Origin of the sequence: Enterobacter sp. 03-F-07-AD-ECC (genome assembly GCF_047530935.1) — a bacterium.
Classification (GTDB): domain Bacteria; phylum Pseudomonadota; class Gammaproteobacteria; order Enterobacterales; family Enterobacteriaceae; genus Enterobacter; species Enterobacter cloacae.
Genome location: NZ_JBLKBZ010000014.1, coordinates 77,448 through 100,706, shown reverse-complemented (window position 1 = coordinate 100,706; position 23,259 = coordinate 77,448). Strand labels below are relative to the sequence as shown.

General features: G+C 55.7%; 24 protein-coding genes. 11 read left to right on the top strand and 13 right to left on the bottom strand.

What is annotated here, in order from left to right:
* Window positions 1-144 precede the first annotated feature (144 nt).
* The 8 genes from proX to ACMWKA_RS18520 form a co-directional block, all read right to left on the bottom strand.
* Window positions 145-1,140 (bottom strand): glycine betaine/L-proline ABC transporter substrate-binding protein ProX, encoded by a 996-nt coding sequence (gene proX, locus ACMWKA_RS18555; protein WP_013098425.1) that lies wholly within the window; start codon window positions 1,138-1,140, stop codon window positions 145-147.
* Between the two features lie 9 nt (window positions 1,141-1,149).
* Window positions 1,150-2,214, bottom strand: coding sequence for a glycine betaine/L-proline ABC transporter permease ProW (gene proW / locus ACMWKA_RS18550; RefSeq protein WP_013098424.1), 1,065 nt, complete (start codon window positions 2,212-2,214; stop codon window positions 1,150-1,152).
* A complete protein-coding gene (gene proV, locus ACMWKA_RS18545; RefSeq protein ID WP_222168950.1) occupies window positions 2,207-3,409 on the bottom strand; it encodes a glycine betaine/L-proline ABC transporter ATP-binding protein ProV in 1,203 nt (400 codons plus the stop codon). Before proV ends, proW begins: the two co-directional genes overlap by 8 nt.
* A gap of 333 nt (window positions 3,410-3,742) precedes the next feature.
* On the bottom strand, window positions 3,743-4,702 hold the full coding sequence (gene nrdF, locus ACMWKA_RS18540) for a class 1b ribonucleoside-diphosphate reductase subunit beta (RefSeq protein WP_020684925.1): 960 nt from the start codon (window positions 4,700-4,702) through the stop codon (window positions 3,743-3,745).
* Between the two features lie 9 nt (window positions 4,703-4,711).
* The gene (gene nrdE, locus ACMWKA_RS18535; protein WP_038986140.1) at window positions 4,712-6,856 is read right to left on the bottom strand and encodes a class 1b ribonucleoside-diphosphate reductase subunit alpha; all 2,145 of its coding nucleotides are present in this window, start codon (window positions 6,854-6,856) and stop codon (window positions 4,712-4,714) included.
* Window positions 6,829-7,239 (bottom strand): class Ib ribonucleoside-diphosphate reductase assembly flavoprotein NrdI, encoded by a 411-nt coding sequence (nrdI, locus tag ACMWKA_RS18530; protein ID WP_029883717.1) that lies wholly within the window; start codon window positions 7,237-7,239, stop codon window positions 6,829-6,831. The genes nrdE and nrdI overlap by 28 nt, the downstream gene beginning before the upstream one ends.
* Window positions 7,236-7,475 (bottom strand): glutaredoxin-like protein NrdH, encoded by a 240-nt coding sequence (gene nrdH, locus ACMWKA_RS18525; RefSeq protein ID WP_013098419.1) that lies wholly within the window; start codon window positions 7,473-7,475, stop codon window positions 7,236-7,238. The genes nrdI and nrdH overlap by 4 nt, the downstream gene beginning before the upstream one ends.
* A 243-nt stretch (window positions 7,476-7,718) precedes the next feature.
* The gene (locus tag ACMWKA_RS18520; protein WP_029883716.1) at window positions 7,719-8,045 is read right to left on the bottom strand and encodes a DUF883 domain-containing protein; all 327 of its coding nucleotides are present in this window, start codon (window positions 8,043-8,045) and stop codon (window positions 7,719-7,721) included.
* A gap of 160 nt (window positions 8,046-8,205) precedes the next feature.
* On the opposite strand from ACMWKA_RS18520, the gene ACMWKA_RS18515 reads away from it, so the two are divergent.
* Window positions 8,206-8,550 (top strand): DUF2002 family protein, encoded by a 345-nt coding sequence (locus tag ACMWKA_RS18515; RefSeq protein WP_013098417.1) that lies wholly within the window; start codon window positions 8,206-8,208, stop codon window positions 8,548-8,550.
* A 32-nt stretch (window positions 8,551-8,582) separates the two neighbouring features.
* Here ACMWKA_RS18515 and alaE read toward each other — a convergent pair whose 3' ends face one another.
* The gene (gene alaE / locus ACMWKA_RS18510) at window positions 8,583-9,032 is read right to left on the bottom strand and encodes an L-alanine exporter AlaE (protein WP_013098416.1); all 450 of its coding nucleotides are present in this window, start codon (window positions 9,030-9,032) and stop codon (window positions 8,583-8,585) included.
* A gap of 479 nt (window positions 9,033-9,511) precedes the next feature.
* Between alaE and stpA the strand changes: the two genes are divergently transcribed.
* On the top strand, window positions 9,512-9,916 hold the full coding sequence (stpA, locus tag ACMWKA_RS18505; protein WP_013098413.1) for a DNA-binding protein StpA: 405 nt from the start codon (window positions 9,512-9,514) through the stop codon (window positions 9,914-9,916).
* A 38-nt stretch (window positions 9,917-9,954) separates the two neighbouring features.
* Here stpA and ACMWKA_RS18500 read toward each other — a convergent pair whose 3' ends face one another.
* Window positions 9,955-10,134, bottom strand: a complete 180-nt coding sequence (locus tag ACMWKA_RS18500; RefSeq protein ID WP_013098412.1) for a hypothetical protein — start codon at window positions 10,132-10,134, stop codon at window positions 9,955-9,957.
* 79 nt (window positions 10,135-10,213) lie between these two features.
* On the bottom strand, window positions 10,214-10,735 hold the full coding sequence (locus ACMWKA_RS18495) for a rhodanese family protein (RefSeq protein ID WP_045901503.1): 522 nt from the start codon (window positions 10,733-10,735) through the stop codon (window positions 10,214-10,216).
* A 178-nt stretch (window positions 10,736-10,913) separates the two neighbouring features.
* On the opposite strand from ACMWKA_RS18495, the gene ACMWKA_RS18490 reads away from it, so the two are divergent.
* Complete coding sequence (locus ACMWKA_RS18490; RefSeq protein ID WP_013098410.1) at window positions 10,914-11,072, top strand: YqaE/Pmp3 family membrane protein; 159 nt, start codon at window positions 10,914-10,916, stop codon at window positions 11,070-11,072.
* Here the strand turns inward: ACMWKA_RS18490 and ACMWKA_RS18485 are convergent.
* Complete coding sequence (locus ACMWKA_RS18485; RefSeq protein WP_020684930.1) at window positions 11,069-11,998, bottom strand: LysR substrate-binding domain-containing protein; 930 nt, start codon at window positions 11,996-11,998, stop codon at window positions 11,069-11,071. The genes ACMWKA_RS18490 and ACMWKA_RS18485 overlap by 4 nt on opposite strands.
* Window positions 11,999-12,316: 318 nt before the next feature.
* Between ACMWKA_RS18485 and ACMWKA_RS18480 the strand changes: the two genes are divergently transcribed.
* The 6 genes from ACMWKA_RS18480 (at window position 12,317) to ACMWKA_RS18455 (ending at window position 19,911) form a co-directional block, all read left to right on the top strand.
* Complete coding sequence (locus tag ACMWKA_RS18480) at window positions 12,317-12,922, top strand: ankyrin repeat domain-containing protein (protein WP_014832999.1); 606 nt, start codon at window positions 12,317-12,319, stop codon at window positions 12,920-12,922.
* Window positions 12,923-13,028: 106 nt separating this feature from the next.
* Entirely contained in the window at window positions 13,029-14,570 is a 1,542-nt protein-coding gene (gene fdrA, locus ACMWKA_RS18475) for an acyl-CoA synthetase FdrA (RefSeq protein WP_414760487.1), read from the top strand.
* The gene (locus ACMWKA_RS18470; RefSeq protein WP_013098406.1) at window positions 14,570-15,985 is read left to right on the top strand and encodes a DUF1116 domain-containing protein; all 1,416 of its coding nucleotides are present in this window, start codon (window positions 14,570-14,572) and stop codon (window positions 15,983-15,985) included. Before fdrA ends, ACMWKA_RS18470 begins: the two co-directional genes overlap by 1 nt.
* Before the next feature lie 11 nt (window positions 15,986-15,996).
* Entirely contained in the window at window positions 15,997-17,577 is a 1,581-nt protein-coding gene (locus ACMWKA_RS18465; protein ID WP_414760486.1) for a xanthine permease, read from the top strand.
* The gene (locus ACMWKA_RS18460; protein ID WP_013098404.1) at window positions 17,574-18,530 is read left to right on the top strand and encodes a carbamate kinase family protein; all 957 of its coding nucleotides are present in this window, start codon (window positions 17,574-17,576) and stop codon (window positions 18,528-18,530) included. The genes ACMWKA_RS18465 and ACMWKA_RS18460 overlap by 4 nt, the downstream gene beginning before the upstream one ends.
* 1 nt (window position 18,531) lies before the next feature.
* Entirely contained in the window at window positions 18,532-19,911 is a 1,380-nt protein-coding gene (locus ACMWKA_RS18455; protein WP_414760485.1) for an amidohydrolase family protein, read from the top strand.
* A 95-nt stretch (window positions 19,912-20,006) separates the two neighbouring features.
* Here the strand turns inward: ACMWKA_RS18455 and ACMWKA_RS18450 are convergent, their stop codons facing one another.
* Window positions 20,007-20,927, bottom strand: coding sequence for a LysR substrate-binding domain-containing protein (locus ACMWKA_RS18450; protein WP_013098402.1), 921 nt, complete (start codon window positions 20,925-20,927; stop codon window positions 20,007-20,009).
* A 215-nt stretch (window positions 20,928-21,142) separates the two neighbouring features.
* Between ACMWKA_RS18450 and ACMWKA_RS18445 the strand changes: the two genes are divergently transcribed.
* Window positions 21,143-22,474 (top strand): MFS transporter, encoded by a 1,332-nt coding sequence (locus ACMWKA_RS18445; RefSeq protein ID WP_038980953.1) that lies wholly within the window; start codon window positions 21,143-21,145, stop codon window positions 22,472-22,474.
* Between the two features lie 35 nt (window positions 22,475-22,509).
* Complete coding sequence (locus ACMWKA_RS18440) at window positions 22,510-23,259, top strand: SDR family NAD(P)-dependent oxidoreductase (RefSeq protein ID WP_023620857.1); 750 nt, start codon at window positions 22,510-22,512, stop codon at window positions 23,257-23,259.

Here is a 23,259-nt window from a genome sequence, read left to right as displayed (position 1 = left end):
CTGTCTGTAAGGGCACGATGAGGTCTCTTCTGATTTGTTAGCGCAACCAGTAGATCACACTTCATCGTGCTTTTCATTTTTCTGGGGAACCCTCAGCCCACAGGGAGAGGGAACGATTAAGAGAGCCGGGGTGAGGGGAAAAACTTACTTCTGCGCCTCAAGCGCTTCCTTCACCCAGCCATCAAACTGCTGCTGGTGGGCTTTAATCCAGCCGTCAACGTGGCCCTTCACATCCGCCTCAGACGATTTGCCCGCGTGCATCATCGCATTCTGGGCGTTGATGTCCGCCAGCGGCAGCTTCATTACCGAGAACAGTTTGGCGGCGGCCGGGTTTTTCTCCGCCCAGGCTTTGTTGGCGACGATATGCATCGTATTCACCGGGAAGCCATAGTTCATGCCGTTCGGCAGTTTGGTGTCGATATCTTTCTGCTCGCCCGGCAGGGAGGAGAACGGTACCTGCAGCCACACCACATCTTTACCCGGCTTCAGCACGTCGCTCACCCAGTACGGGGTCCAGGTGTAATAAATCACCGGTTTACCCTCTTTAAAGCGGGCGATGGTGTCGGCCATCATCGCTGAGTAGTTGCCGTGGCTCACGTCGACGGTTTTCGCCAGACCGTACGCTTTGTTCTGGTGGTTAATCACCGCTTCACAACCCCAGCCCGGCGAGCAGCCCATCATATCGGCTTTGCCGTCGCCGTTAGTGTCGAACAGTTTGGCTATCTTCGGATCTTTCAGCTGCTCAATATTGGTGATGTGGTACTGGTCGGCGGTTTTCTTGTCGATCAGATAACCCTGCGCCGCACCGGTCACGAAGGTGCCTTCACGGTAGAACTTCTTATCACCGCCAGCCGCGGCGTACATATCGTCGTGCAGCGGCTGCCAGTTGACGGCAGTGAAGGTCGCATCACCGGAGGCAATCGAGGTGTAGCCGACGTTGTAATCCACTTCGCTCGGCGTATTGACCGTATAACCCAGCTTCTCCAGCGCGCGGCTGACGATAAGCGTCTGGAAGCTCTCTTCCGAAATGGTGCTCTGCACCGGCTGCACGGTAATGCCTTTACCCGGCAGGTCCGCGGCGAATGCGCTGGTGGAGACAAGGGTGGCAAACGCTGTGGCAAAAAGTACCTTATGTCGCATCGTTGTTCCTTATTTTCTGAATGGGCGGGTGAGTAACCCGACAGGGCCGGTGGTATACCAGCGACGGTTGCCGCGACTGCGTGAATCACGACCGACAGCCTGGGTCAGGCGGTCAAGGATAATGGCGAGGATCACAATGCCCACGCCGCCGACGGTCGCCAGCCCCATATCGAGGCGGCCAATACCGCGCAATACCATTTGACCCAGCCCGCCAACGGCAATCATCGAGGCGATCACCACCATCGAGAGCGCCAGCATCAGCGTCTGGTTAACCCCCGCCATGATGGTAGGCATTGCCAGCGGGAGCTGAACTTTAAACAGCATCTGCCGCGGGCTGGCACCGAACGAACGGGAGGCCTCAATCAGATCCGCAGGCACCTGGTTAATCCCGAGTATTGTCAGACGAATAATCGGCGGCAGGGCGAAGATAATGGTCACCACCACGCCCGGCACGTTGCCGATACCGAACAGCATCACGATGGGCACCAGATAAACGAACGCTGGCGTGGTTTGCATCGCATCCAGCAGCGGACGAACGATCTTCGCCGCCCGTGGACTGCGCGCCAGCCAGATCCCCGTAGGCAAACCAATGACAATGCAGAAGAGCAGGGCGGTCAGCACCAGTGCCAGGGTGATCATCGCCTGCGACCACGCGCCAATGGCACCAATCGCAATCAACGAGATCAGCGTGGCGATCCCCATACCTGCACTACCAAACTGCCAGGCGATCAGCGAGAACAGCACAATCGCCACCGGCGCGGGCATGCCCAGCATCAGCTGCTGGAAGCCGTTGAGGATGTAATCCACCGGAACGCGGATCCCCTGGAAGACGGGACGGAAATGGGTAACCACCCAGTCGATCCCCTCCGTTACCCAGCTGTCCAGGGGGATCAGCGTTTTGTGGAACGGATCCATAATATTGAAATGTTCTGGTGCCGGTGCTGGCGCATTATTGAGCCAGTCTGCCGCGCCACCGCCATCGGCCGGTGCTGGCGTGGAACCCCACGCATCGGCAGATTGCGCAGCGCTGTCTGCTGCCTCTGTGGTGCCCCACGGGTTAGATTGATCAGCCATGGTTTGCCCCCTCGCGATCTAAAGCCTGCAGCAACATCCGTTTTGAGATGATGCCGACGTACTGTTGTTCTTCCCCAATAACCGGCACGGCACAGGGTGCCTGGCCGACGTGAGAGAGCAACTCGCTGAGCGGCGTTTCGGCATCCACGGCAAGCGGAGCGTCAATTAACGCCGCATCAATTCCCTGGTTTTCGCTGAGCGCGGTTTTGAGAGAATCGATGGAGACAACGCCGACAAATTTATTGCCGCGTTCAACCAGATAACCGTATTCACGGTCTTCGTCCTGCAGAAGCTTAAGGGCAGAGCGCGGACCGAAACCTGGCGTTTTACGAATAATGCCGTTCGGGGTACGACGGGCAATATCTTTGGCGCTAAACACCTGGCTAATATCCACGCCGCGAAAGAAGGTCCGCACATAATCATTTGCCGGATTATTCAGAATTTCATCCGGTGTACCGACCTGCACCACTTCGCCATTTTGCATAATGGCAATGCGGTCGCCAATACGCATGGCTTCATCGAGATCGTGAGAAATAAAGACAATGGTGCGCTGGTGTCTGGCCTGTAATTTTACCAGCTCATCCTGCATCTCGGTGCGAATTAAGGGATCAAGCGCCGAGAAGGCTTCATCCATTAATAAAATATCGGGATTAATGGCTAATGCGCGGGCTAAACCTACACGCTGACGCATGCCGCCGGAAAGCTCATCCGGATACGCATGGGCATAATTTTCAAGCCCCACCTGGCGCAATGCATCAAGCGCTTTTTCCTGACGTTCGCTGGCGGCAACGCCCGCTAATTCCATACCAAAGGCGGTATTATCCAGTACCGTCATATGCGGCATCAGGGCGAACGACTGGAAGACCATCGCAATCTTTTTTCTGCGCACCTCGCGAAGTTCGGCATCTGATATTTGGGCAATGTCTACACCATCAATCAGGACCTGCCCACGGGTGGGTTCAATCAGGCGATTGAGAAGGCGAACCATAGTGGATTTACCCGAACCGGATAACCCCATGATGACAAAAATCTCGCCTTCTTCAATGGCCAGACTGGCGTTTTTAACGCCAAGCGATAGCCCGGTTTTTTCCAGAATTTGCTCTTTCGAAAGGCCTTTTTCAATATATTTGAATGCGCGCTGCGGATGCTCGCCAAATATTTTATAAAGATTCTTCACTTCTAATTTAATTGCCATGCAATAGAGAGTGTCCTGTTATTTGTTTATGTCGATATGATTACCATGGTAAATTGTTAACGGGCATAACCCTAACATACTCAGATTCTGAGGCAACCCTGGGTTTGCTTATGGGTTGAATTTTGCAGTAAGCGAAACGGCTGAATTTCCCATGAGTAAAGGGCTGAGCGCGATCTGAATTTTTGTGAATTTTTTGCTGCGCCATCGGGAGAATTCGCCTGGATCGGAGTAATTCAGGCGAATATGTCGTGGAGATGACAGTGTAGCTGAAGGAGAAATATCCGGAAGGAAATTGGAATATTTATATTTAATTAATGAACGTTAATGCGCTCATTAAAAATCCCAGTCCTCATCTTCTGTTTCCACCGCTTTACCCATCACATACGATGAGCCGGACCCGGAAAAGAAGTCGTGGTTTTCATCAGCGTTGGGGGAGAGAGCCGCCAGAATTGCCGGGTTCACGTCGGCCATTTCCGGCGGGAACAACGCTTCATAGCCGAGGTTCATCAGCGCCTTATTGGCGTTGTAACAGAGGAAGGCTTTTACCTCCTCTTCCCAGCCGGTTCCGGCGTAGAGCTCTTCGGTATAGCTTAGTTCGTTATCATAGAGATCCATCAGCAAATCAAGGGCAAATCCTTTTAGCTCCTCGCGTCTGGCATCACTGACTTTCTCCAGCCCTTTCTGGTACTTATAGCCGATGTAATACCCGTGCACCGCTTCATCCCGGATGATGAGGCGAATGAGATCGGCGGTGTTGGTGAGTTTGCCGCGGCTCGACCAGTACATCGGCAGCCAGAAGCCGGAGTAGAAGAGGAATGATTCCAGAAACACGCTGGCGATTTTCTTCTTCAGCGGCTCATCGGCCTGATAATAATCCAGCACCAGGTTGGCCTTGCGCTGCAGTGACTCGCTCTCTTCACTCCAGCTGTAGGCCGCATCCACATCTTTGGTCTGGCACAGCGTCGAGAAGATCGAACTGTAGGAGCGGGCGTGCACCGCTTCCATAAAGCTGATGTTCGACATCACCGCCTCTTCGTGCGGCGTCAGCGCATCGGCCATCAGCGCGGGGGCGCCAACGGTATTCTGGATGGTGTCCAGCAGCGTCAGACCGGTAAAGACGCGAATTGTCAGCTGCTGCTCGGCATGACTCAGGGTTTGCCAGGCCGGAATATCGTTAGAAAGCGGCACTTTTTCCGGCAGCCAGAAGTTGCTGGTCAGGCGGTTCCACACCTCCAGGTCCTTATCATCCTGAATGTGGTTCCAGTTAATCGCACTCACGCGTGACAGTTTCATCCTTTCTCCTTACAGCGCGCAGGACACGCAGCCTTCGATTTCGGTGCCTTCCAGCGCAAGCTGGCGCAGGCGAATGTAATAGAGCGTTTTAATGCCTTTCTTCCAGGCATAAATCTGTGCTTTGTTGATATCCCGCGTGGTGGCCGTGTCCGGGAAGAAGAGCGTCAGCGACAGGCCCTGATCCACGTGTCGGGTTGCTTCGGCGTAGGTATCGATGATTTTTTCCGGGCCAATTTCATACGCGTCCTGATACAGCGCCAGGTTTTCATTGGTCATAAACGGGGCGGGGTAGTAGACGCGCCCGGTTTTGCCCTCCTTGCGGATCTCAATTTTCGACACAATCGGGTGAATGCTCGACGTGGCGTGATTGATATAGGAGATAGAGCCGGTGGGCGGCACCGCCTGCAGGTTCTGGTTATAGATGCCGTGGCGCATCACATCGTCACGCAGCTGCTGCCACATTTCGCGCGTGGGCAGAACGATCCCGGCGCGGGCAAACAACGCGCGCACTTTCTCCGTTTTCGGCTGCCAGTCGCTCTCCAGGTACTGACTGAAATATTCCCCGCTGGCATAGCGCGACTGCTCAAAGCCCGCGAAGCGCTGGTTGCGCTCGCGCGCCAGCATCATTGAGGTGTGCAGCGCATGCCAGGTGATGGTGTAAAAATAGAGGTTGGTGAAATCCAGCCCTTCCGGGCTGCCGTAGGCGATGCCTTCCCGCGCCAGATAGCCGTGCAGGTTCATCTGGCCCAGGCCGATGGCGTGCGACGCGGCGTTGCCTGCCTCAATGGACGGCACGCTGCGGATATGACTCATGTCTGATACAGCCGTCAGGCCGCGAACTGCCGTGTCGACCGTACGGCCAAAATCGGGGGAATCCATGGTGTGGGCGATATTCAGCGACCCGAGGTTGCAGGAGATATCTTTGCCGATGTCGGCGTAGTCCAGATTCTCGTCATAAGTGGACGCGCTGTTGACCTGCAAAATCTCCGAACAGAGGTTGCTCATGTTGATGCGCCCGGCAATCGGGTTCGCACGGTTTACCGTGTCTTCATACATGATATACGGGTAGCCGGACTCAAACTGAATTTCGGCAAGCCGCTGGAAGAAATCGCGGGCGTTGATGTATTTTTTGCGAATGCGATCGTCGGCAACCAGCTCGTCGTAAAGCTCGCTTATCGCCACGTCGCCAAACGCTTTGCCGTAAATTCGCTCGATGTCATACGGCGAGAACAGCGCCATGTCGGCATTCTCTTTGGCGAGCTTAAAGGTGATATCCGGGATCACCACCCCGAGCGACAGGGTTTTGATACGGATTTTTTCGTCGGCGTTTTCGCGTTTGGTATCCAGAAAACGCAGAATGTCCGGGTGGTGGGCGTGCAGGTAGACTGCCCCGGCCCCCTGACGCGCGCCAAGCTGGTTGGCGTAGGAGAAGGCATCTTCCAGCATCTTCATCACCGGGATCACGCCGGACGACTGGTTCTCAATGCGCTTAATTGGCGCACCCGCTTCACGCAGGTTAGACAGTAAAAACGCCACGCCGCCGCCGCGTTTGGACAGCTGCAGCGCCGAATTTACCGCGCGGCCAATCGACTCCATATTGTCTTCTATACGCAGCAGGAAACAGGAGACCAGCTCGCCGCGCTGGGCCTTGCCGCAGTTAAGGAAGGTCGGGGTGGCCGGCTGGAAGCGTCCGGAGAGGATCTCTTCCGTCAGCTGTTCAGCCAGGGCTTCATCGCCCTGGGCCAGGGTCAGCGCCACCATCACTACGCGATCCTCAAAGCTTTCAAGGTAGCGTTTGCCGTCAAAGGTTTTCAGGGTGTAGCTGGTGTAATACTTCCAGGCGCCCAGAAACGTCTGGAACCGAAAACCGCTGGCGTGGGCCCGCTCAAATAACCTGACCACAAAGGCGCGGTTGTAACGGGAGAGCACGCGTTCTTCGTAATACCCTTCGTTGACCAGGTAGTCGAGACGCTCATCCTGGCTGGCGAACGTCACGCTGTTTGGACGGACGTGGGCGGCAAAAAAGGCGTCCACGGCGTCATGATCTTTACCAAACTGGATGCGCCCCTCGCGATCGTAGAGGTTAAGCATCGCGTTTAAGGCGTGGTAGTCCGGTGTCGCCTGCATTACGCGTTCTGCGGTTGTCGTTGCCAAAATTCGTTCACTCCTTTACGCACGTTCTCTACGTCCTGCTGTGTCCCCATCAGTTCAAAGCGATAGAGATACGGCACGCCGCATTTTTGAGAGATGACATCCCCGGCGCGACCAAAGGCGTCGCCGAAATTACGATTGCCCGCAGCAATCACGCCGCGAATAAGCGCGCGGTTATGGGGATCGTTGAGAAAGCGGATCACCTGACGCGGTACCGCACCTGCCGTACCGCCGCCGCCATAGCTGGGAACCACCAGAATGTAAGGGTCGTCTACCTGAATACGCTCCCGCTCGTTGAGCGGAATGCGCACCGCAGGCAGCCCGACGCGCTCAATAAAGCGGAGCGTGTTTTCCGAGCTGCTGGAAAAGTAGACCAGCCCGCTCATGCCCTTGCGGCCTGCGCGGCGAGGCGGTTAATCATGTCCGGGCGAAAGCCAGACCAGCTGGTTTCCCCGGCCACCACCACTGGCAGCTGGCGAAATCCCTGGGCACGCAGAGTATCGGCAGCCTCGGGCACCAGATCGATATTCACCATCTCAAAGTCCACCCCGCGGCTTTCCATAGCGCGTTTGGTCGCGTGGCACTGAACACAATCGTTACGAGTGTAAATAATAATGCTCATGATTCGTATTTCCATTTAAAATGAGAGAACGGCGCGAAGCATCGCGTCAGGTTGTGTGTGTCTTGCTAAAGGGAATACTAGATGTAGTTGTGCTAAGTTTCAACCATACAAGATATGGGAAATTCAGATTGATGGCGCCCCAATGATGAGCACAGCGGGGCAGGGCAGGCTGCACGGGTTTTTCAGGCTTTCAGGCAAAGAAAAGCCCCGGCGCCAGAGGCAACCGGGGCTGATAACGCGTGCTTACTTACGCAGGCTAAGCAGGGCGCCAACAAAAATACCCACCGCCGCGACCGTACCCAGGGTACACAGCGGTTTTTCACGAACGAAGGTGGTGGCGCAACTTGCCATGTCGCAGGCAGCCTGGGTGGCACGAGAGCGGCCATGCATCCGGGCGCGTGTTTCACGCAGCAGAGACTGAGCCTTACGTTTTGCGGCCTCCGCATCGTCCTTCGCATCGGAGCCCCAGGATTTCAGCACCTCCTCCAGCGTGTCCGCTAATCTGCTGACATCATTACGAATATCCTGAGCGTCGTCGTTAATATCGTTTTGGTTCGGTCTGTTAAACATACGATCCTCCATAATTTTGTCTTCCGGTTTAGTTTAGTTCAGAAATTTAATATCTGAAGCGAGTCACGACTCATCAGGCCGTTTATGGAATATTCTGAAAGCCCTGCTAATGCTGAATACTGTAAGGTTGCCGGGCAGGAAAAGATAACGAGGAAAAGATATGTATTTACGACCGGATGAGGTGGCGCGCGTTCTTGAAAAAGCGGGATTCACCATGGATGAAGTGACGCCAAAAGCGTATGGCTATCGCCGTGGCGAGAATTATGTTTACGTGAATCGTGAAGCCAGAATGGGGCGTACCGCTCTTATTATTCACCCGACGCTGAAAGACAGAAGTCTGTCATTTGCTGAGCCTGCCTCGGATATTAAAACCTGCGATCACTACCAGCAATTTCCGCTCTATTTAGGCGGCGAGACGCACGAGCATTATGGTATTCCGCATGGTTTTAGCTCGCGTATGGCGCTGGAGCGGTTTCTGAAGGGACTGTTTGGCGACGCACAATAATACTGCGACTGGCATACGCCAGTCGCTTCATATCAGGCTTTTGCCTGGCTGTACTGGCTGACCCTGAACAGGCGGCGACAGTAGTCGAGGAAATAGCCATACACCGCGCCCATCAACATCGAAATCACGATATTTGAGCTCACCGCTGCGGCAATCTGATGCCAGTCTGCCCCCACCGTCAACAGGATCGCCACATACACCGGCGACTGAAACGTCACATAGGCTAGCACATCCGCCAGGTTTTTCATCCAGCCAGACGGGCTGATGCGGCGGGCGAAGCGCATCACGGCATCACGGTATAAGCCATAAGGCCAGGCGATAATAATGTTCACCGGGATCGCTACCAGACGCGAAGAAAGTGACTGCTCGAAGGTCATTCCGGAGAGGAATATTTCAATCAGCATGTTCACGACGGAACAGTAGACAACCATCGCGAAAGTATCCGCTACCGCGTGGCGCAGGCGAGATTGCGGTGAGAACATGGCTGAGCTCCTTGAGACGCACAAAAGTAATGATCTTAGTGATTTGGGTTGGTTTGGTTGATGTGTATAGCGTATCCTTCTGGCTTTAAACTAACAACTAGTGTTAAATTTTTATTTACTCGCGTTTTTTCCACAAAATCCTCTAAAGATGATGGTTTTTTGCTCGCTTCGTTATTTTCTTTCTCGTCCTGTTTTTTGATGCGCAAAATCAACAAGTTGCTTGCGATGCGTGGGCGGCGACCGTGCGACACGCAGCGCGCAGCGTACCCTCCTGTGATTTGCCTTAAAACCGACCGTTTATGTTGTTATGAATGTTTATTAAAAGCAGCGCGACAACGCGATATCCGGATAATATAAGCTGTGTCTTTAAAAATATTTACAATAATGACAAAAAGCGTCGATGGGTGGATATTATGTTTGAAATGAATTATTCTTCGCTTTGATTTTACGACTCACCACAAAAAAGGTTTTCAAATAATATGTCTTTGACGTTACAGAATCTTAATAATATCCGAACTCTGCGCGCCATGGCGCGTGAATTATCCCTGGACGTTCTTGAGGAAATGCTGGAAAAAGTCAGGGTCGTTGCTGAAGAGAAACGTAGTGAGCAGGCGGAATTAGAGCAACAGCGCGCTGAGCAGCAGGAAAAAATTAATGCTCTGCTGGAACGGATGAAAGCCGATGGTATTTCACCGTCCGATCTGCTGGGTGTAGAGCTGGCGCATGCGGGTAAATCGGCGAAAAAACGTAAGCCGCGTGAAGCAAAATATCGCTTTATTGACCAGAACGGTGAAGAGAAAACATGGACCGGTCAGGGCCGCACGCCGAAGCCTATTGCCAATGCGCTGGAAAACGGCAAATCACTGGATGATTTTCTGATCTAATGCGTGAGCCGGGCGGAAGACTCCGCCCGGTTGTCTGTTTAGCAGACGCCAAAATCACCGTCTTCGGTGTACAGCGCAACTTCCGCTGCCTTCAGGGTATATTTCTCGCCCTGCTCATTGCTGGCCTGAACGGCCACAATGCTATCCCCATTCACTTCGAGCACTTTCAGTTTCGGGCCGCCCTGACGCGGTTGCACATAATCACCGACAGAAAACATAGAACCTCCTCATCGTTTTAGCGATCTTCACTGTAGCCCACGTCACACGCCGGGTACAGCAGGGTTCATCGATTACTGCTTATGAGGTATGTCTGTTCCACGGCATCACCCTGAGCAGTCTTGCCATGCCGCAAAATCCGGTCAGGCCAGCAAACAGAAGCCCGGCCCCGACAAAACCGCTCAGCAGGAAGAAGCCGCTGGAGAGCGTATAGCCCAGCACCACGCCGCACAGAATCAGCAGCCCGGCAGCAATTTGCACCTGACGCATCAGCGGCAGCGGCTGGGATTTATCTTCTACGGTCGGCAGTCCGGCCTGTTTCCAGCCCTGAATACCGCCCTCGACCACCAAGGCCTGAGCAGGCGACGCCGCCTGGGCAAGACGTGCGGCGTTGTTCGATGTTCTGGCCCCGGACTGGCAGTGAAAAATCACCGTTTCACCCGCCCCGGCGTTCAGTGCGCCGGGTAAGGTGTCCAGCGGCACGGACTGTGCGGCGGGAATATGCTCGCGGGCATATTCGTCAGGATCGCGAATATCAATCAGCTTTGCGCCGTCATCAATAAGCGCGTTTGCCTGCTGTGGCGTAATCAGAGGAAGAGACATGGTGTTTCCTTACGATCGTGTTTTATGTAGTAGAGCATTTAAAGAAGGATTTAAGCCAGTGTAAAGAGGGTAAAGGCAGGTAAAAGCGCGCCAGCCGAATGGCAGTTACCCGTAAACTGACTACGCTTAGAGATGTCTCTTTTATAATTTTCAATTGGTTAGCTTGCACGGAGTCTTTATGGGTTTTTGGCGTGTTGTTTTTACGATTATTCTCCCGCCGCTGGGCGTACTGCTTGGCAAGGGACTGGGCTGGGCGTTTATCCTGAATATCCTTCTGACCATACTGGGCTACTTCCCTGGACTTATCCATGCGTTTTGGGTTCAGACGAGAAACTAGGTGCGCCACAGTAAGTCGCTGTAGATCCCGGTCAGTACGCCCTGCGGGCCGAACTGCTGTTTGATCCAGCGCGTAACCTGGCCGGTCGCCGCATGCTGCGTGGCAAGCAGCATGCGCGAATCCTGACGCGGGTTATTAATGCGTCGTGTCACCAGCAGCCCGTCCGCTACGGCCTCCCGGGCCATGTATTCCGGTAAAAAACCGATCCCTTCCCCCAGAATCTGACACTGGCATTTGGTGTTAAAATCCGGCACCAGAATCGCCTCCTGCCCGTGCAGCAGCCAGCCGACCTTCTTATTAATGGTGTGCGCGGTGTCCTCCACCATGATGTTCGGGTAGAGGCGCAGCTGGCTTTCCGCGATCGGTTCCGGGACAAACGCCAGCGGGTGTTCCGGCGCGATGGCGAATACCCAGCGGATAGCGCCAATCTCCGTGTAATCAATGCCGCCGCCGTCAAGAAGCGTATCCGGCGCGCCAATCGCGATATTGGCCTGGTTATTGATGATTGAGTCCCAGACGCCGTTATAGACCTCCGTGGTGACGGTGATCTGGCAGGTGGGAAACTGCTTTTTCAGCACCTGCAGCAGCCGCGCGGTATGGCGTGGGGTATACAAAAGCTGATTGATGCAGATGCGTACCCGCGCCTCGATGCCCTGAGAGATGGTGTCTATCCCGCGCCTGATGGCATAGAAATCGTTCAGCAGATCGGTAGCCTTGCGGTAAAAGTAAAAGCCGGACTCGGTCAGCTCAATGCTGCGGGTGTTACGCACAAACAGCACCACGTCCAGCCCGGTCTCCATTCGTTTGATGGTGTAACTGATGGCCGACGTGGTCACACCCAGCTCGGCGGCGGCTTTGCTGAAACTGCCAAAACGCGCCGCCGTGGTGAAGGCCAGCAGATTCTCTTCAGTAAAGATGGAATTCATATTACGGCTCCGGGTTACCATCAGTTTTGAACATATTTTAACAGCGGCGCAACAACGCATTTGACGGCGGTCACAGTTCTGATGTTTAGCTGCAGGCCTTGTTATGCAAGGCTTCTTTGGTCATAAGCAAAATGCCGTGAATGGCCTGAAAAAACGCTTACCCATAAGAAAAAGGTTGCACAGACGCACGTTTTGGCTGAACCGTTGAATTTAACTCAACAATGAATTGACTGTCGATGAATGATTTTTAAGCGGATTCTTTTCTGAAAGGGCTGTTGCTATTCTCAGGTCATCAGCAACACACCATCGGGAGTCTGTATGTCTGCGAACGAACTTGTGACGGAATTTTTACTGGCGGCAGAGCAGGGTAATGTCGACGCGCTAAAAGCCTGCCTTGAGAAAGGTGTCGATATTAACGCCACCAACCGTCAGAAAAGAACCGCCATTGTTATTGCCAGCCTGAAAAAACATTACCCCTGTGTCGCGTTATTAATTGACGCCGGTGCGGATATAGATAAACAGGACCAGACCTGTTTTAACCCCTTCCTGATAAGCTGCCTGACCAATGATTTAACCCTGCTGCGGCTTGTTCTGCCCGCCAACCCGGATCTGGACCGCCTGACGCGCTTCGGCGGAGTGGGGATTACGCCCGCCAGTGAGAAAGGACATGTGGAAATTGTCCGCGAGCTGCTGGAAAAGACCGATATCAACGTTAATCACACCAACTTCGTCGGCTGGACGCCGCTGCTGGAAGCCATTGTCCTGAATGACGGCGGCCCGAAACAGCAGGCGATCGTGAAGCTGCTGCTGGACCACGGTGCGAATCCGCACATGACCGATAAATACGGTAAAACCCCGCTCGAACTGGCGCGGGAAAAAGGCTACCACGCGATAGCTGACCTGCTGCTGGCGGCGGGCGCGTAATTTATTCGGCCAGCCTGTTTCCGGCTGGCCCCCATTTCAAACGTATTTTTCCGACGTGCATTTTGCACGACGGCGGCCCCCTTTTATCCGCATTCAGGAGAAAATAATGCCCACAAAAATCGTGATTAAAAAGAACACGTATTTTGACTCCGTCTCATTAATGTCCGTTTCCACCAAAGCCAATAAATTGCCAGGCGTTGAACAGGCGTTTGTGGCGATGGCGACGGAAATGAACAAAGGCGTATTAAAAAACCTCGGGCTGTTAACGCCGGAATTAGAGGATGCGAAAAACGGCGATCTGATGATCGTCATTAAAGGCGACGCGGCCAATGATGAAACCCTGGCGGCGATTGAAGCGTTATTCGCCCGAAAAGAGAGCGCGGGCACCCATGAAGCACGCTACGCGACTCTGGCCAGCGCGAAAGCCCGCCGTCCCGACAGTAACCTGGCGGTGATTTCAGTAAACGGCATGTTTGCGGCACGCGAAGCGCGCAAGGCGCTTGAAAACGATCTCAACGTGATGCTCTTTTCCGATAACGTCTCCCTCGACGATGAGCTGGCGCTCAAGCAGCTGGCGCACCAGAAAGGGCTGCTGATGATGGGGCCAGACTGCGGCACTGCCATCATCAACGGCGCAGGACTGTGCTTCGCCAACGCTGTACGCCGCGGGTCGATAGGCATTGTCGGGGCATCCGGCACCGGTAGCCAGGAGCTGAGCGTGCGCATTCATGAATTTGGCGGCGGGGTATCGCAGCTGATTGGCACCGGCGGGCGCGATCTCAGTGAAAAAATCGGCGGACTAATGATGCTCGACGCCATCGACATGCTGGAGGCCGACGATGCCACCCAGGTCATCGCGCTGATCTCCAAACCGCCAGCGCCAGCGGTGGCAGAAAAGGTGCTGGCGCGTGCCCGGGCCTGTCGCAAACCCGTCATCGCCTGTTTCCTTGGTCGCAACGAACCACCCGCCGATGAAGACGGTCTGCAGTTCGCCCGTGGCACCAAAGAGGCGGCCCTGAAGGCCGTGCTGCTCACCGGTATCAACAAAGCGTCCCTTGACCTGCATCCGCTCAACTGGCCCCTGATTGAAGAGGTGCGCGCCCGTCTCACTCCGCAGCAGAAATACATTCGCGGTCTGTTCTGTGGCGGCACCCTGTGTGATGAAGCGATGTTCGCCGCGCTTGAGAAGTACGACGACGTCTACAGCAACATTCAGCCCGATCCGGCGAAACGCCTGCGCGACATTAACGTCAGCCAGGCTCACACCTTCCTCGATTTTGGGGATGACGATTTCACCAACGGCAAACCGCACCCGATGATCGACCCGACCAACCGCATCAGCCGCCTGCTGCAGGAGGCGCGCGATCCGGAAGTGGGCGTAATTGTGATGGACTTCGTGCTGGGCTTTGGCGCGCATGAGGATCCGGTCGGCGTGATGCTCGATGCCATTAAAGAGGCGCAGGCGATTGCGAAAGCCGATAACCGTCCGCTGGAGATCCTCGGCTACGTGTTGGGCACCGACCAGGATCCCCAGTCGCTGGCGCAGCAGTGTCAGCTTTTGACCGATGCCGGCGTGATCTGGGCCAGCAGCAGTACTAACACCGGATTACTGGCACGCGAATTTGTCTGCAAAGGGGAGAACGCCTGATGACCACCTTATTCAACCAACCGCTGAACGTCATTAACGTCGGTATTGCGCTGTTCAGTGACGATCTTAAAAAACAGCACGTCCCCGTCACCCAGCTCGACTGGGCACCGCCGGGGCAGGGCAATATGCAGATCGTCGAAGCGCTCGACCAGCTGGCCGCGGAGCCGCTTGCAGAGAAGATCGCTGCCGCCAACAAGATTGCGCTGGAGCGCATCATTCAGTCCCACCCGGTGCTGGTGGGGTACGACCAGGCGATTAACGTTGTGCCGGGGATGACCCGTACCACCATTCTGCATGCCGGTCCTCCGGTGAGCTGGGAAAATATGTGTGGCGCGATGAAAGGCGCTGTCACCGGCGCGCTGGTGTTTGAAGGGCTGGCGAACGATCTGGAGGAGGCGGCAAGGCTGGCGGCTTCAGGCGACATCACCTTCTCGCCGTGCCACGAGCACGACTGCGTGGGCTCGATGGCGGGCGTCACCTCCGCGTCGATGTTTATGCATATCGTTGAGAACAAAACCTACGGCAACCGCGCCTACACCAACCTCAGCGAGCAGATGGCGAAGATCCTGCGCATGGGCGCCAACGACCAGAGCGTCATTGACCGTCTGAACTGGATGCGCGATGTGCTTGGCCCGATGCTGCGCGACGCCATGAAGATTATCGGCGAAATCGATCTGCGCCTGATGCTGGCTCAGGCGCTGCACATGGGTGACGAATGCCACAACCGCAACAACGCGGGCACCACGCTGCTGATCCAGGCGCTGACGCCGGGGCTGATCCAGGCGGGCTATCCGGTGGCGCAGCAGCGCGAGGTATTTGAGTTTGTCGCCAGCAGCGACTACTTCTCCGGCCCGACGTGGATGGCGATGTGTAAGGCCGCGCTGGACGCCGCCCACGGCATTGAGTACAGCACCGTGGTCACCACCATGGCGCGTAACGGTTACGAGTTTGGTCTGCGCGTCTCTGGCCTGCCAGGGCAGTGGTTCACCGGCCCGGCGCAGCAGGTAATTGGCCCGATGTTCGCGGGTTACAAGCCGGAAGACTCCGGGCTGGATATCGGCGACAGCGCCATCACGGAAACCTACGGTATCGGTGGCTTTGCGATGGCGACGGCCCCGGCGATTGTCGCGCTGGTGGGCGGTACGGTGGAAGAAGCCATCGACTTCTCCCGCCAGATGCGCGAAATCACCCTCGGTGAAAACCCGAACGTCACCATTCCGCTGCTGTCGTTTATGGGCATTCCAACCGCCATCGACATCACCCGAGTCGCAGGCAGCGGCATTCTGCCGGTTATCAATACCGCCATTGCCCACAAAGACGCCGGTATTGGCATGATTGGCGCGGGCATTGTGCACCCGCCGTTTAGCTGTTTTGAAAAGGCGCTGTTGACCTTCCGCGATCGCTACTTTTTATAAGGCAAGCATCCATGAAAAACATGAAACTGGAGTGGAAAAGAGGTGACTGGGCGGCATATTTCGGGTTGATGACCAACAACCTGACCAATTTGCTGACCATGATGGGGTTGCTCATTTTTGTCGTCGGCATCCCGAAGGAGATTGTTTATGGACGCATCGCGCCGGCCTTCGGGCTGGCGGTGCTGGTGGCGAGCGTCTGCTACGCGTGGTTTGGCCTGCAGATGGCGCGCGCCACCGGACGAACGAACGTCACCGCGCTGCCGTCTGGCCCGAGCGCGCCGTCGATTTTTACCGTTACTTTTCTGGTCCTGATGCCGGTCTACCAGCAAACCGGTGACGCGGATTTTGCCATTCAGATCGGTCTGGTGTGGTGCTTTGTCGAGGCGATGATTCTGGCGGGCGGCTCTTTCCTGGGGGAGACCATCCGCAAGATGATCCCGCGTACCGTGCTGCTCTCGTGTCTGTCGGGCCTGGGCCTGCTGTTGCTGGCGATGAACCCGATGCTGCAGGCGTTTGAAGCGCCCACCGTGTCGTTCATTGTGTTGCTGCTGATCTTCATTAACTGGTTCGGCAAAAAACCGATCTTCGCCAGGATCCCGACCGGTCTGCTGTTGTTGATTGCTGGCACGGTGTTAGCGTGGATCTCCGGCCTGCAAAGCCCGGAGGCAATCAAAGCCTCGATGTCCTCTTTCGGCTTTAACCCGCCCGAAGTCCATGTAGAAGGTTTCCTGCAGGGCTTGCCGCACGCGCTGCCGTACCTGGCGTCTGCCGTGCCGCTGGGGCTGGCGAACTACATCTTTGACCTGGAAAACATTGAAAGCGCCCACGCGGCGGGAGACGAGTACCCGACCCGCAAGGTAATGCTGGCGAACGGCCTGGCCTCCATGCTCGGCTGCCTGATGGGCAATCCGTTCCCGGTGACGGTCTATGTGGGTCATGCGGGCTGGAAAGCGATGGGCGCCAGCATCGGCTACACGCTGGCCTCCGGCGTGACCATGTTTATCGTGCCGCTGTTCGGGCTGGGGGCGTTTATGCTCGCCATCATTCCGATGACCGCCATCGTGCCGATCCTGGTGTTTATCGGCGTTGTCACCGCCAACCAGGTGGTGAGGGAAACACCCAAAGTGGAGGTGCCCGTGATTTTCATCTGCCTGTTCCCGTGGATCGCCAACTGGGCGTTGACCATGATGAACAGCGTGATGGGCGCGGCGGGCACCAGCGCGGCGAAAATCGGCACCGACGTTCTGCACAGTAAAGGGATCTACTACGAGGGGCTGGTGCATCTGGGCAGCGGCGCACCGCTCGCCAGCATGCTGTGGGGCTGCATCGCCATCTTCGCCATTATCAACAAACCGCTGCGCGGCGCCGTTGCTGCCGCCGGTGGCGCACTGCTGGCGCTGTTTGGCGTGATCCACGCCCCGGTGGTGGGCTTTGCCGAAGGCAGTTCGCTGATGTTTGTGACGGCGTATCTGATGATGGGCGGCATGTTTGTGGTGAAGCATGTGCTGGATATCTCTGTTAATCCCCCTCTCCCTGTGGGAGAGGGCCGGGGTGAGGGCACCAGAACGCACCTTCTAAAGGAAACAAAATGAAAGAGCTTATGGTCGTCGCCATTGGCGGCAACAGCATTATCAAAGATAACGCCAGCCAGTCGGTTGAACATCAGGCGCAGGCGGTAAAGGCGGTGGCAGAGTCGGTGCTGGAGATGCTGGCATCCGACTACGACATTGTGCTCACGCACGGCAACGGCCCCCAGGTCGGGCTGGATCTGCGCCGCGCCGAAATCGCCCACGAACGGGAGGGACTGCCGCTCACGCCGCTGGCCAACTGCGTGGCGGATACGCAGGGCGGTATCGGCTACCTGATCCAGCAGGCGCTTAATAACCGCCTGTCTGCGCGCGGTGAGCAAAAAGCGGTCACCGTTGTCACTCAGGTGGAGGTGGATAAAAACGATCCGGGCTTTAGCCACCCGACCAAGCCTATCGGCGCGTTCTTCAGCGAAGCGCAGCGCGATGAACTGCAGCAGGCGCATCCGGACTGGCACTTTGTTGAGGATTCTGGCCGGGGCTATCGTCGCGTGGTGGCCTCGCCGCAGCCGTTACGCATTGTTGAAGCCGATGCCATCAAAACCCTGACGCAAAAAGGCTTTGTGGTAATTGGCGCGGGCGGCGGCGGTATTCCGGTGGTGCGCACGGAGCAGGGCGATTACCAGAGCGTTGACGCGGTAATTGATAAAGATCTCTCCACCGCGCTGCTGGCGCGCGAGATCCGCGCCGACGTGCTGGTGATCACCACCGGGGTCGAAAAAGTGTGCATCCACTTTGGCAAGCCGAATCAGCAGGCGCTGGACACGGTGAGCGTGGCGCAGATGACGCGTTACAAAGACGAGGGCCATTTCCCGGCGGGCAGCATGCTGCCCAAAATCGTCGCCTCGCTGGAATTTTTACGCCATGGCGGCAAGCGCGTGATCATCACCTCGCCAGACTGCCTGCCCGCCGCACTGCGCGGGGAAACCGGTACCCATATTGTTAATGAAGGAAGATAAGATGAGTGAAAATAAAAGCCGCCGTGAATTCATCAGCCAGAGCGGCAAAATGGTCACCGCCTGCGCGCTGTTTGGCGCGACCGGCTCCGTCGCGTATGCTGCCGATTCCGCAAAACCAACCTGCGAGACGGGCAAACCGATGAACATCACCGCTAAACACTACTACCTGGACAACGTGCTGCTGGAGGCCGGATTTAACGTCGACGGCGGCGTGGCGATGAGCACCCGCACCGAGCTGAAAACGCTGGAGATCAAAGACGGGAAAATTGTCGCCCTGCGCGATAACAAAAGTCACGCGGACGCCACCCTGCCGCACTATGACGCAGGCGGCAAGCTGATGCTCCCGGTGATGCGCGATATGCACATTCACCTGGATAAAACCTTCTACGGCGGCCCGTGGCGTTCGCTCAACCGCCCGGCGGGTACCACCATTCAGGATATGATCCGCCTTGAGCAGAAGTTGCTCCCCGAACTCCAGCCTTATACCCAGGAGCGCGCCGAAAAGCTGATCGATTTGATCCAGTCGAAAGGCTCCACCCTCGCCCGCAGCCACTGCAATATTGAGCCGGTCTCGGGCCTGAAGAATCTCGAGAACCTGCAGGCGGTGCTGGCGCGTCGCAAGTCCGGATTTGACTGCGAGATCGTGGCGTTTCCACAGCATGGCCTGCTGCTGTCGAATTCCGAAAAGCTGATGCGCGAGGCGATGCAGGCCGGGGCGCACTACGTGGGCGGGCTGGACCCAACCAACGTTGACGGGGCGATGGAGAAATCTCTCGACACCATGTTCCAGATTGCGCTGGATTATGACAAAGGGGTGGATATTCACCTGCACGAAACCAGCCCGGCGGGCGTGGCGGCGGTGAACTACATGGTCGAAACCGTGGAGAAAACCCCGCAACTGAAGGGCAAACTGACCATCAGCCACGCCTTTGCGCTGGCCACGCTCAACGAGCAGCAGGTGGACGAGATTGCCACCCGCATGGCGGCGCAGCAGGTGACTATCGCCTCCACCGTGCCGATTGGCACCCTGCATATGCCGCTGAAGCAGCTGCGCGATAAGGGCGTGTTTGTCATGACGGGCACCGACAGCGTGATCGACCACTGGTCGCCGTACGGCCTGGGGGACATGCTGGAAAAAGCGAATCTCTACGCCCAGCTCTATATCCGCCCTAATGAGCAGACGCTGTCCCGCGCTTTAGGTATTGCGACCGGTGACGTACTGCCGCTGAACGACAAAGGTGAACGCGTCTGGCCGAAAGCGCAGGACGACGCCAGCTTTGTGCTGGTGGACGCCTCCTGTTCCGCCGAGGCGGTGGCGCGCATATCTCCGCGCACCGCGACCTTCCATAAGGGGAACCTTGTCTGGGGCACAGTGGGTTGATGTGCATTTCTCCCTCTCCCGGTGGGAGAGGGTTGGGGTGAGGGCAACAGGCCGCAGATTTTGTAGGTCGGGTAAGGCGAAGCCGCCACCCGACGTTACAGATGATAACCCGACAGCCGCAGCTCCCGGTCAATCCACTCAACGAACTGCTGGATCTTCCACGCGCGTTCATGCATATGCGGCATTACCAGATGATGCGCGTTAATGGCGATCCCCATCTCATCCGGCAGTACCTGCACCAGTGAGCCATCTTTCAGGTGGTCTGTCGCCATCATTTTGCTCTCAAGGATAAATCCCAGCCCCATGCGCGCCGCTTCAAAGCTCATATAGGAGCGGTCAAAGCTGAGGCTGAAGTTGAGCCAGGGCCTGTCGATATTGTGCCAGGCAAACCATTTTTCCCAGTTCACCAGAGTGCTGGTGGACGAGATGAGTGACTGTTGCAGCAGATCGGTGGGTGTGCTGATGGGGTGTTTTTGCGCATACTCCGGCGAGGCCAGCACTACCAGCGTGTCGTTTTTTATGGTCATCACCCGGTAAGCATCCCAGTCCGGGATACCGTGGCGGATATCAATATCAATATTATCTCTGGCGAATTGCAGATTCTCATAGGAGCAGGTGAGATTGATGGTGATATCGGGATATTCGGCGCGAAACTTACCCAGGCGGCGCAACAGCCATGACAACCCGAAGGTGGGCGAGGAGTGCACCCGAAGCACGGCGTTATCTTTCTCTTTGACGATCTGATCGGTGGCGCGTCCGATGGCGCTCATCGCCGCCGAGACCTCCCGCAGATATTTTTCGCCCGTTGGGGTGAGCTGAACCCCTTTGCCGCTGCGGATGAATAATTTCTTGCCCATCCACGACTCCAGCGACGCGATCTGATGGCTGACCGCGGAGGGGGTGACGTTGAGCTGTTCGGCCGCCTGATGGATGCTCAATGCGTTAGCGACGGCGATGAATGCCTGCAAATTTCTGAGCGAGGGCAGTGATAACGTCTGGCGATCCTGCGCGGACATAGCCTACTCCTGTCATGTTTATTGATAAAAAACATAACATTGAGACGACATGCGGGCAATTTTATCCCGATGTTATTTTTTTGAGCTGTATCGCGAATCAAATTTATCTCAGCAATAAATGAGGTTTATTGAATGGTGTTTCATTCATGAGCCGATATATTGACCTTGAACGTAAAAATAAAACGACTCACGTTGTTCGAATAATGAGGTAAGTTATGTCTCGTATAGAACATGCTGTCCCCTACATAAACACTAAAAAAACCAATTACCGTTTCGTTGTGCTGGCATTAATTTTTATTGTGTATGCCATTAACTATGCTGACCGAACAAATATTGGTGCAGTACTGCCCTTTATCATTGATGAGTTTCATATTAATAATTTCGAAGCCGGTGCCATCGCCAGTATGTTCTTTTTGGGATACGCATTGAGCCAAATTCCAGCGGGCTTTTTTATCGCCAAAAAGGGTATTCGCGGCATGGTGGCGCTGTCGATATTCGGCTTCTCGGCGTTTACCTGGCTGATGGGCACGGCAACCTCGGTTCTTGGGCTGAAGTTTATTCGTCTGGGGTTGGGGTTAACGGAGGGGCCGTGCCCCGTCGGGCTGGCCTCCACCATCAATAACTGGTTTCCACCCAGGGAGAAGGCTACGGCCACGGGGGTCTACATCGCGGCCACCATGTTCGCGCCGATCCTCGTGCCGCCGCTGGCGGTGTGGATCGCCATGACCTGGGGCTGGCGTTGGGTCTTCTTCTCCTTCGCGATCCCCGGTCTGGTCATTGCCGTTCTGTGGTATCTGCTGGTGCGCACCAGACCATCAGAGAGCGCATTCGTCTCTAAAGCCGAACTGGAGACCATTACTGTGGGTCAGGAGACGCCGGACGCCAGACGGGAAAACATCGTGATTTCACCGGGCTTTGCGCGCCTTGACCGCCTGATTCGCGTGCGGGACTTAGCCCCGGTGAGCACGGTAAAAGGGCTGTTTACTTCGAAGAATATCCTCGGCGACTGTCTGGCCTATTTCATGATGGTCAGCGTGCTGTATGGCCTGTTGACGTGGATCCCGCTCTATCTGGTGAAAGAGAAAGGCTTTACGTTTATGAGCATGGGGCTGGTCGCCAGTATGCCGTGCATCGGCGGATTTATCGGGGCGATTTTTGGCGGTTACGTATCCGACAAACTGCTCGGACGTCGGCGTAAACCGACCATGATGTTTACCGCCATCAGTACCGTGTTAATGATGGTCATCATGCTGAATATTCCGCAAAGCACCGTTGCGGTTTGCGTGGGGCTGTTTTTTGTCGGCCTCTGTCTGAATATCGGCTGGCCTGCTTTTACGGCTTACGGTATGGCCGTTGCGGACAGTAAAACCTATCCGATAGCTGCGTCAATTATCAATAGCGGCGGAAATCTCGGCGGATTTGTTTCCCCGATGCTGGCGGGTTTTCTGCTGGATAAAACAGGAAGTTTTAACTCTGTATTTATTTATTTCGGTGTTTGTGCAGCGATTGGCCTGTTTGTGATTATGTTGCTGGATGAACCGAAATAAAAAATAAATTCCTTTTACCATAGTGGAGTAAATATATGCTACTGAAAGATAAAGTCGCCGTTATTACCGGCGCGGCTTCTGTACGCGGTTTGGGTTTTGCCACGGCTAAATTATATGCCGGGCAGGGTGCGAAGGTGGTGATTATCGATTTAGATGCTGAGGCCAGTCGGGCAGCGGCGGCGAATCTGGGTGAAGAGCATCTGGGCCTGGCGGCGAACGTCAGCAATGAATTACAGGTTAACGCCGCCATTGAGCAGGTGCTGGGAAAATACGGGCGCATCGATATTCTGGTGAATAACGCCGGAATTACTCAGCCGATTAAGCTGATGGATATTAAACGCGAGAATTACGACGCGGTGCTGGACGTCAGCCTGCGCGGCACGCTGCTGATGTCCCAGGCGGTGATCCCCACCATGCGCGCACAGAAGTCGGGCAGCATTGTCTGCATTTCATCGGTATCAGCACAGCGCGGTGGCGGTATTTTTGGCGGCCCCCACTACAGCGCGGCTAAAGCAGGTGTGCTGGGCCTGGCGAAAGCGATGGCCCGCGAGCTGGGTCCGGATAACGTACGCGTAAACTGCATTACACCCGGCCTTATCCAGACGGACATCACCGCAGGCAAGCTGAGCGATGAGATGAAAACCGCCATCCTGGCGGGCATTCCGCTTAACCGCCTCGGCGACGCGCAGGATATTGCCCGCGCCGCGCTGTTCCTTGGCAGCGACCTTTCGTCTTACTCCACCGGTATCACGCTCGACGTGAACGGCGGCATGCTGATCCATTAA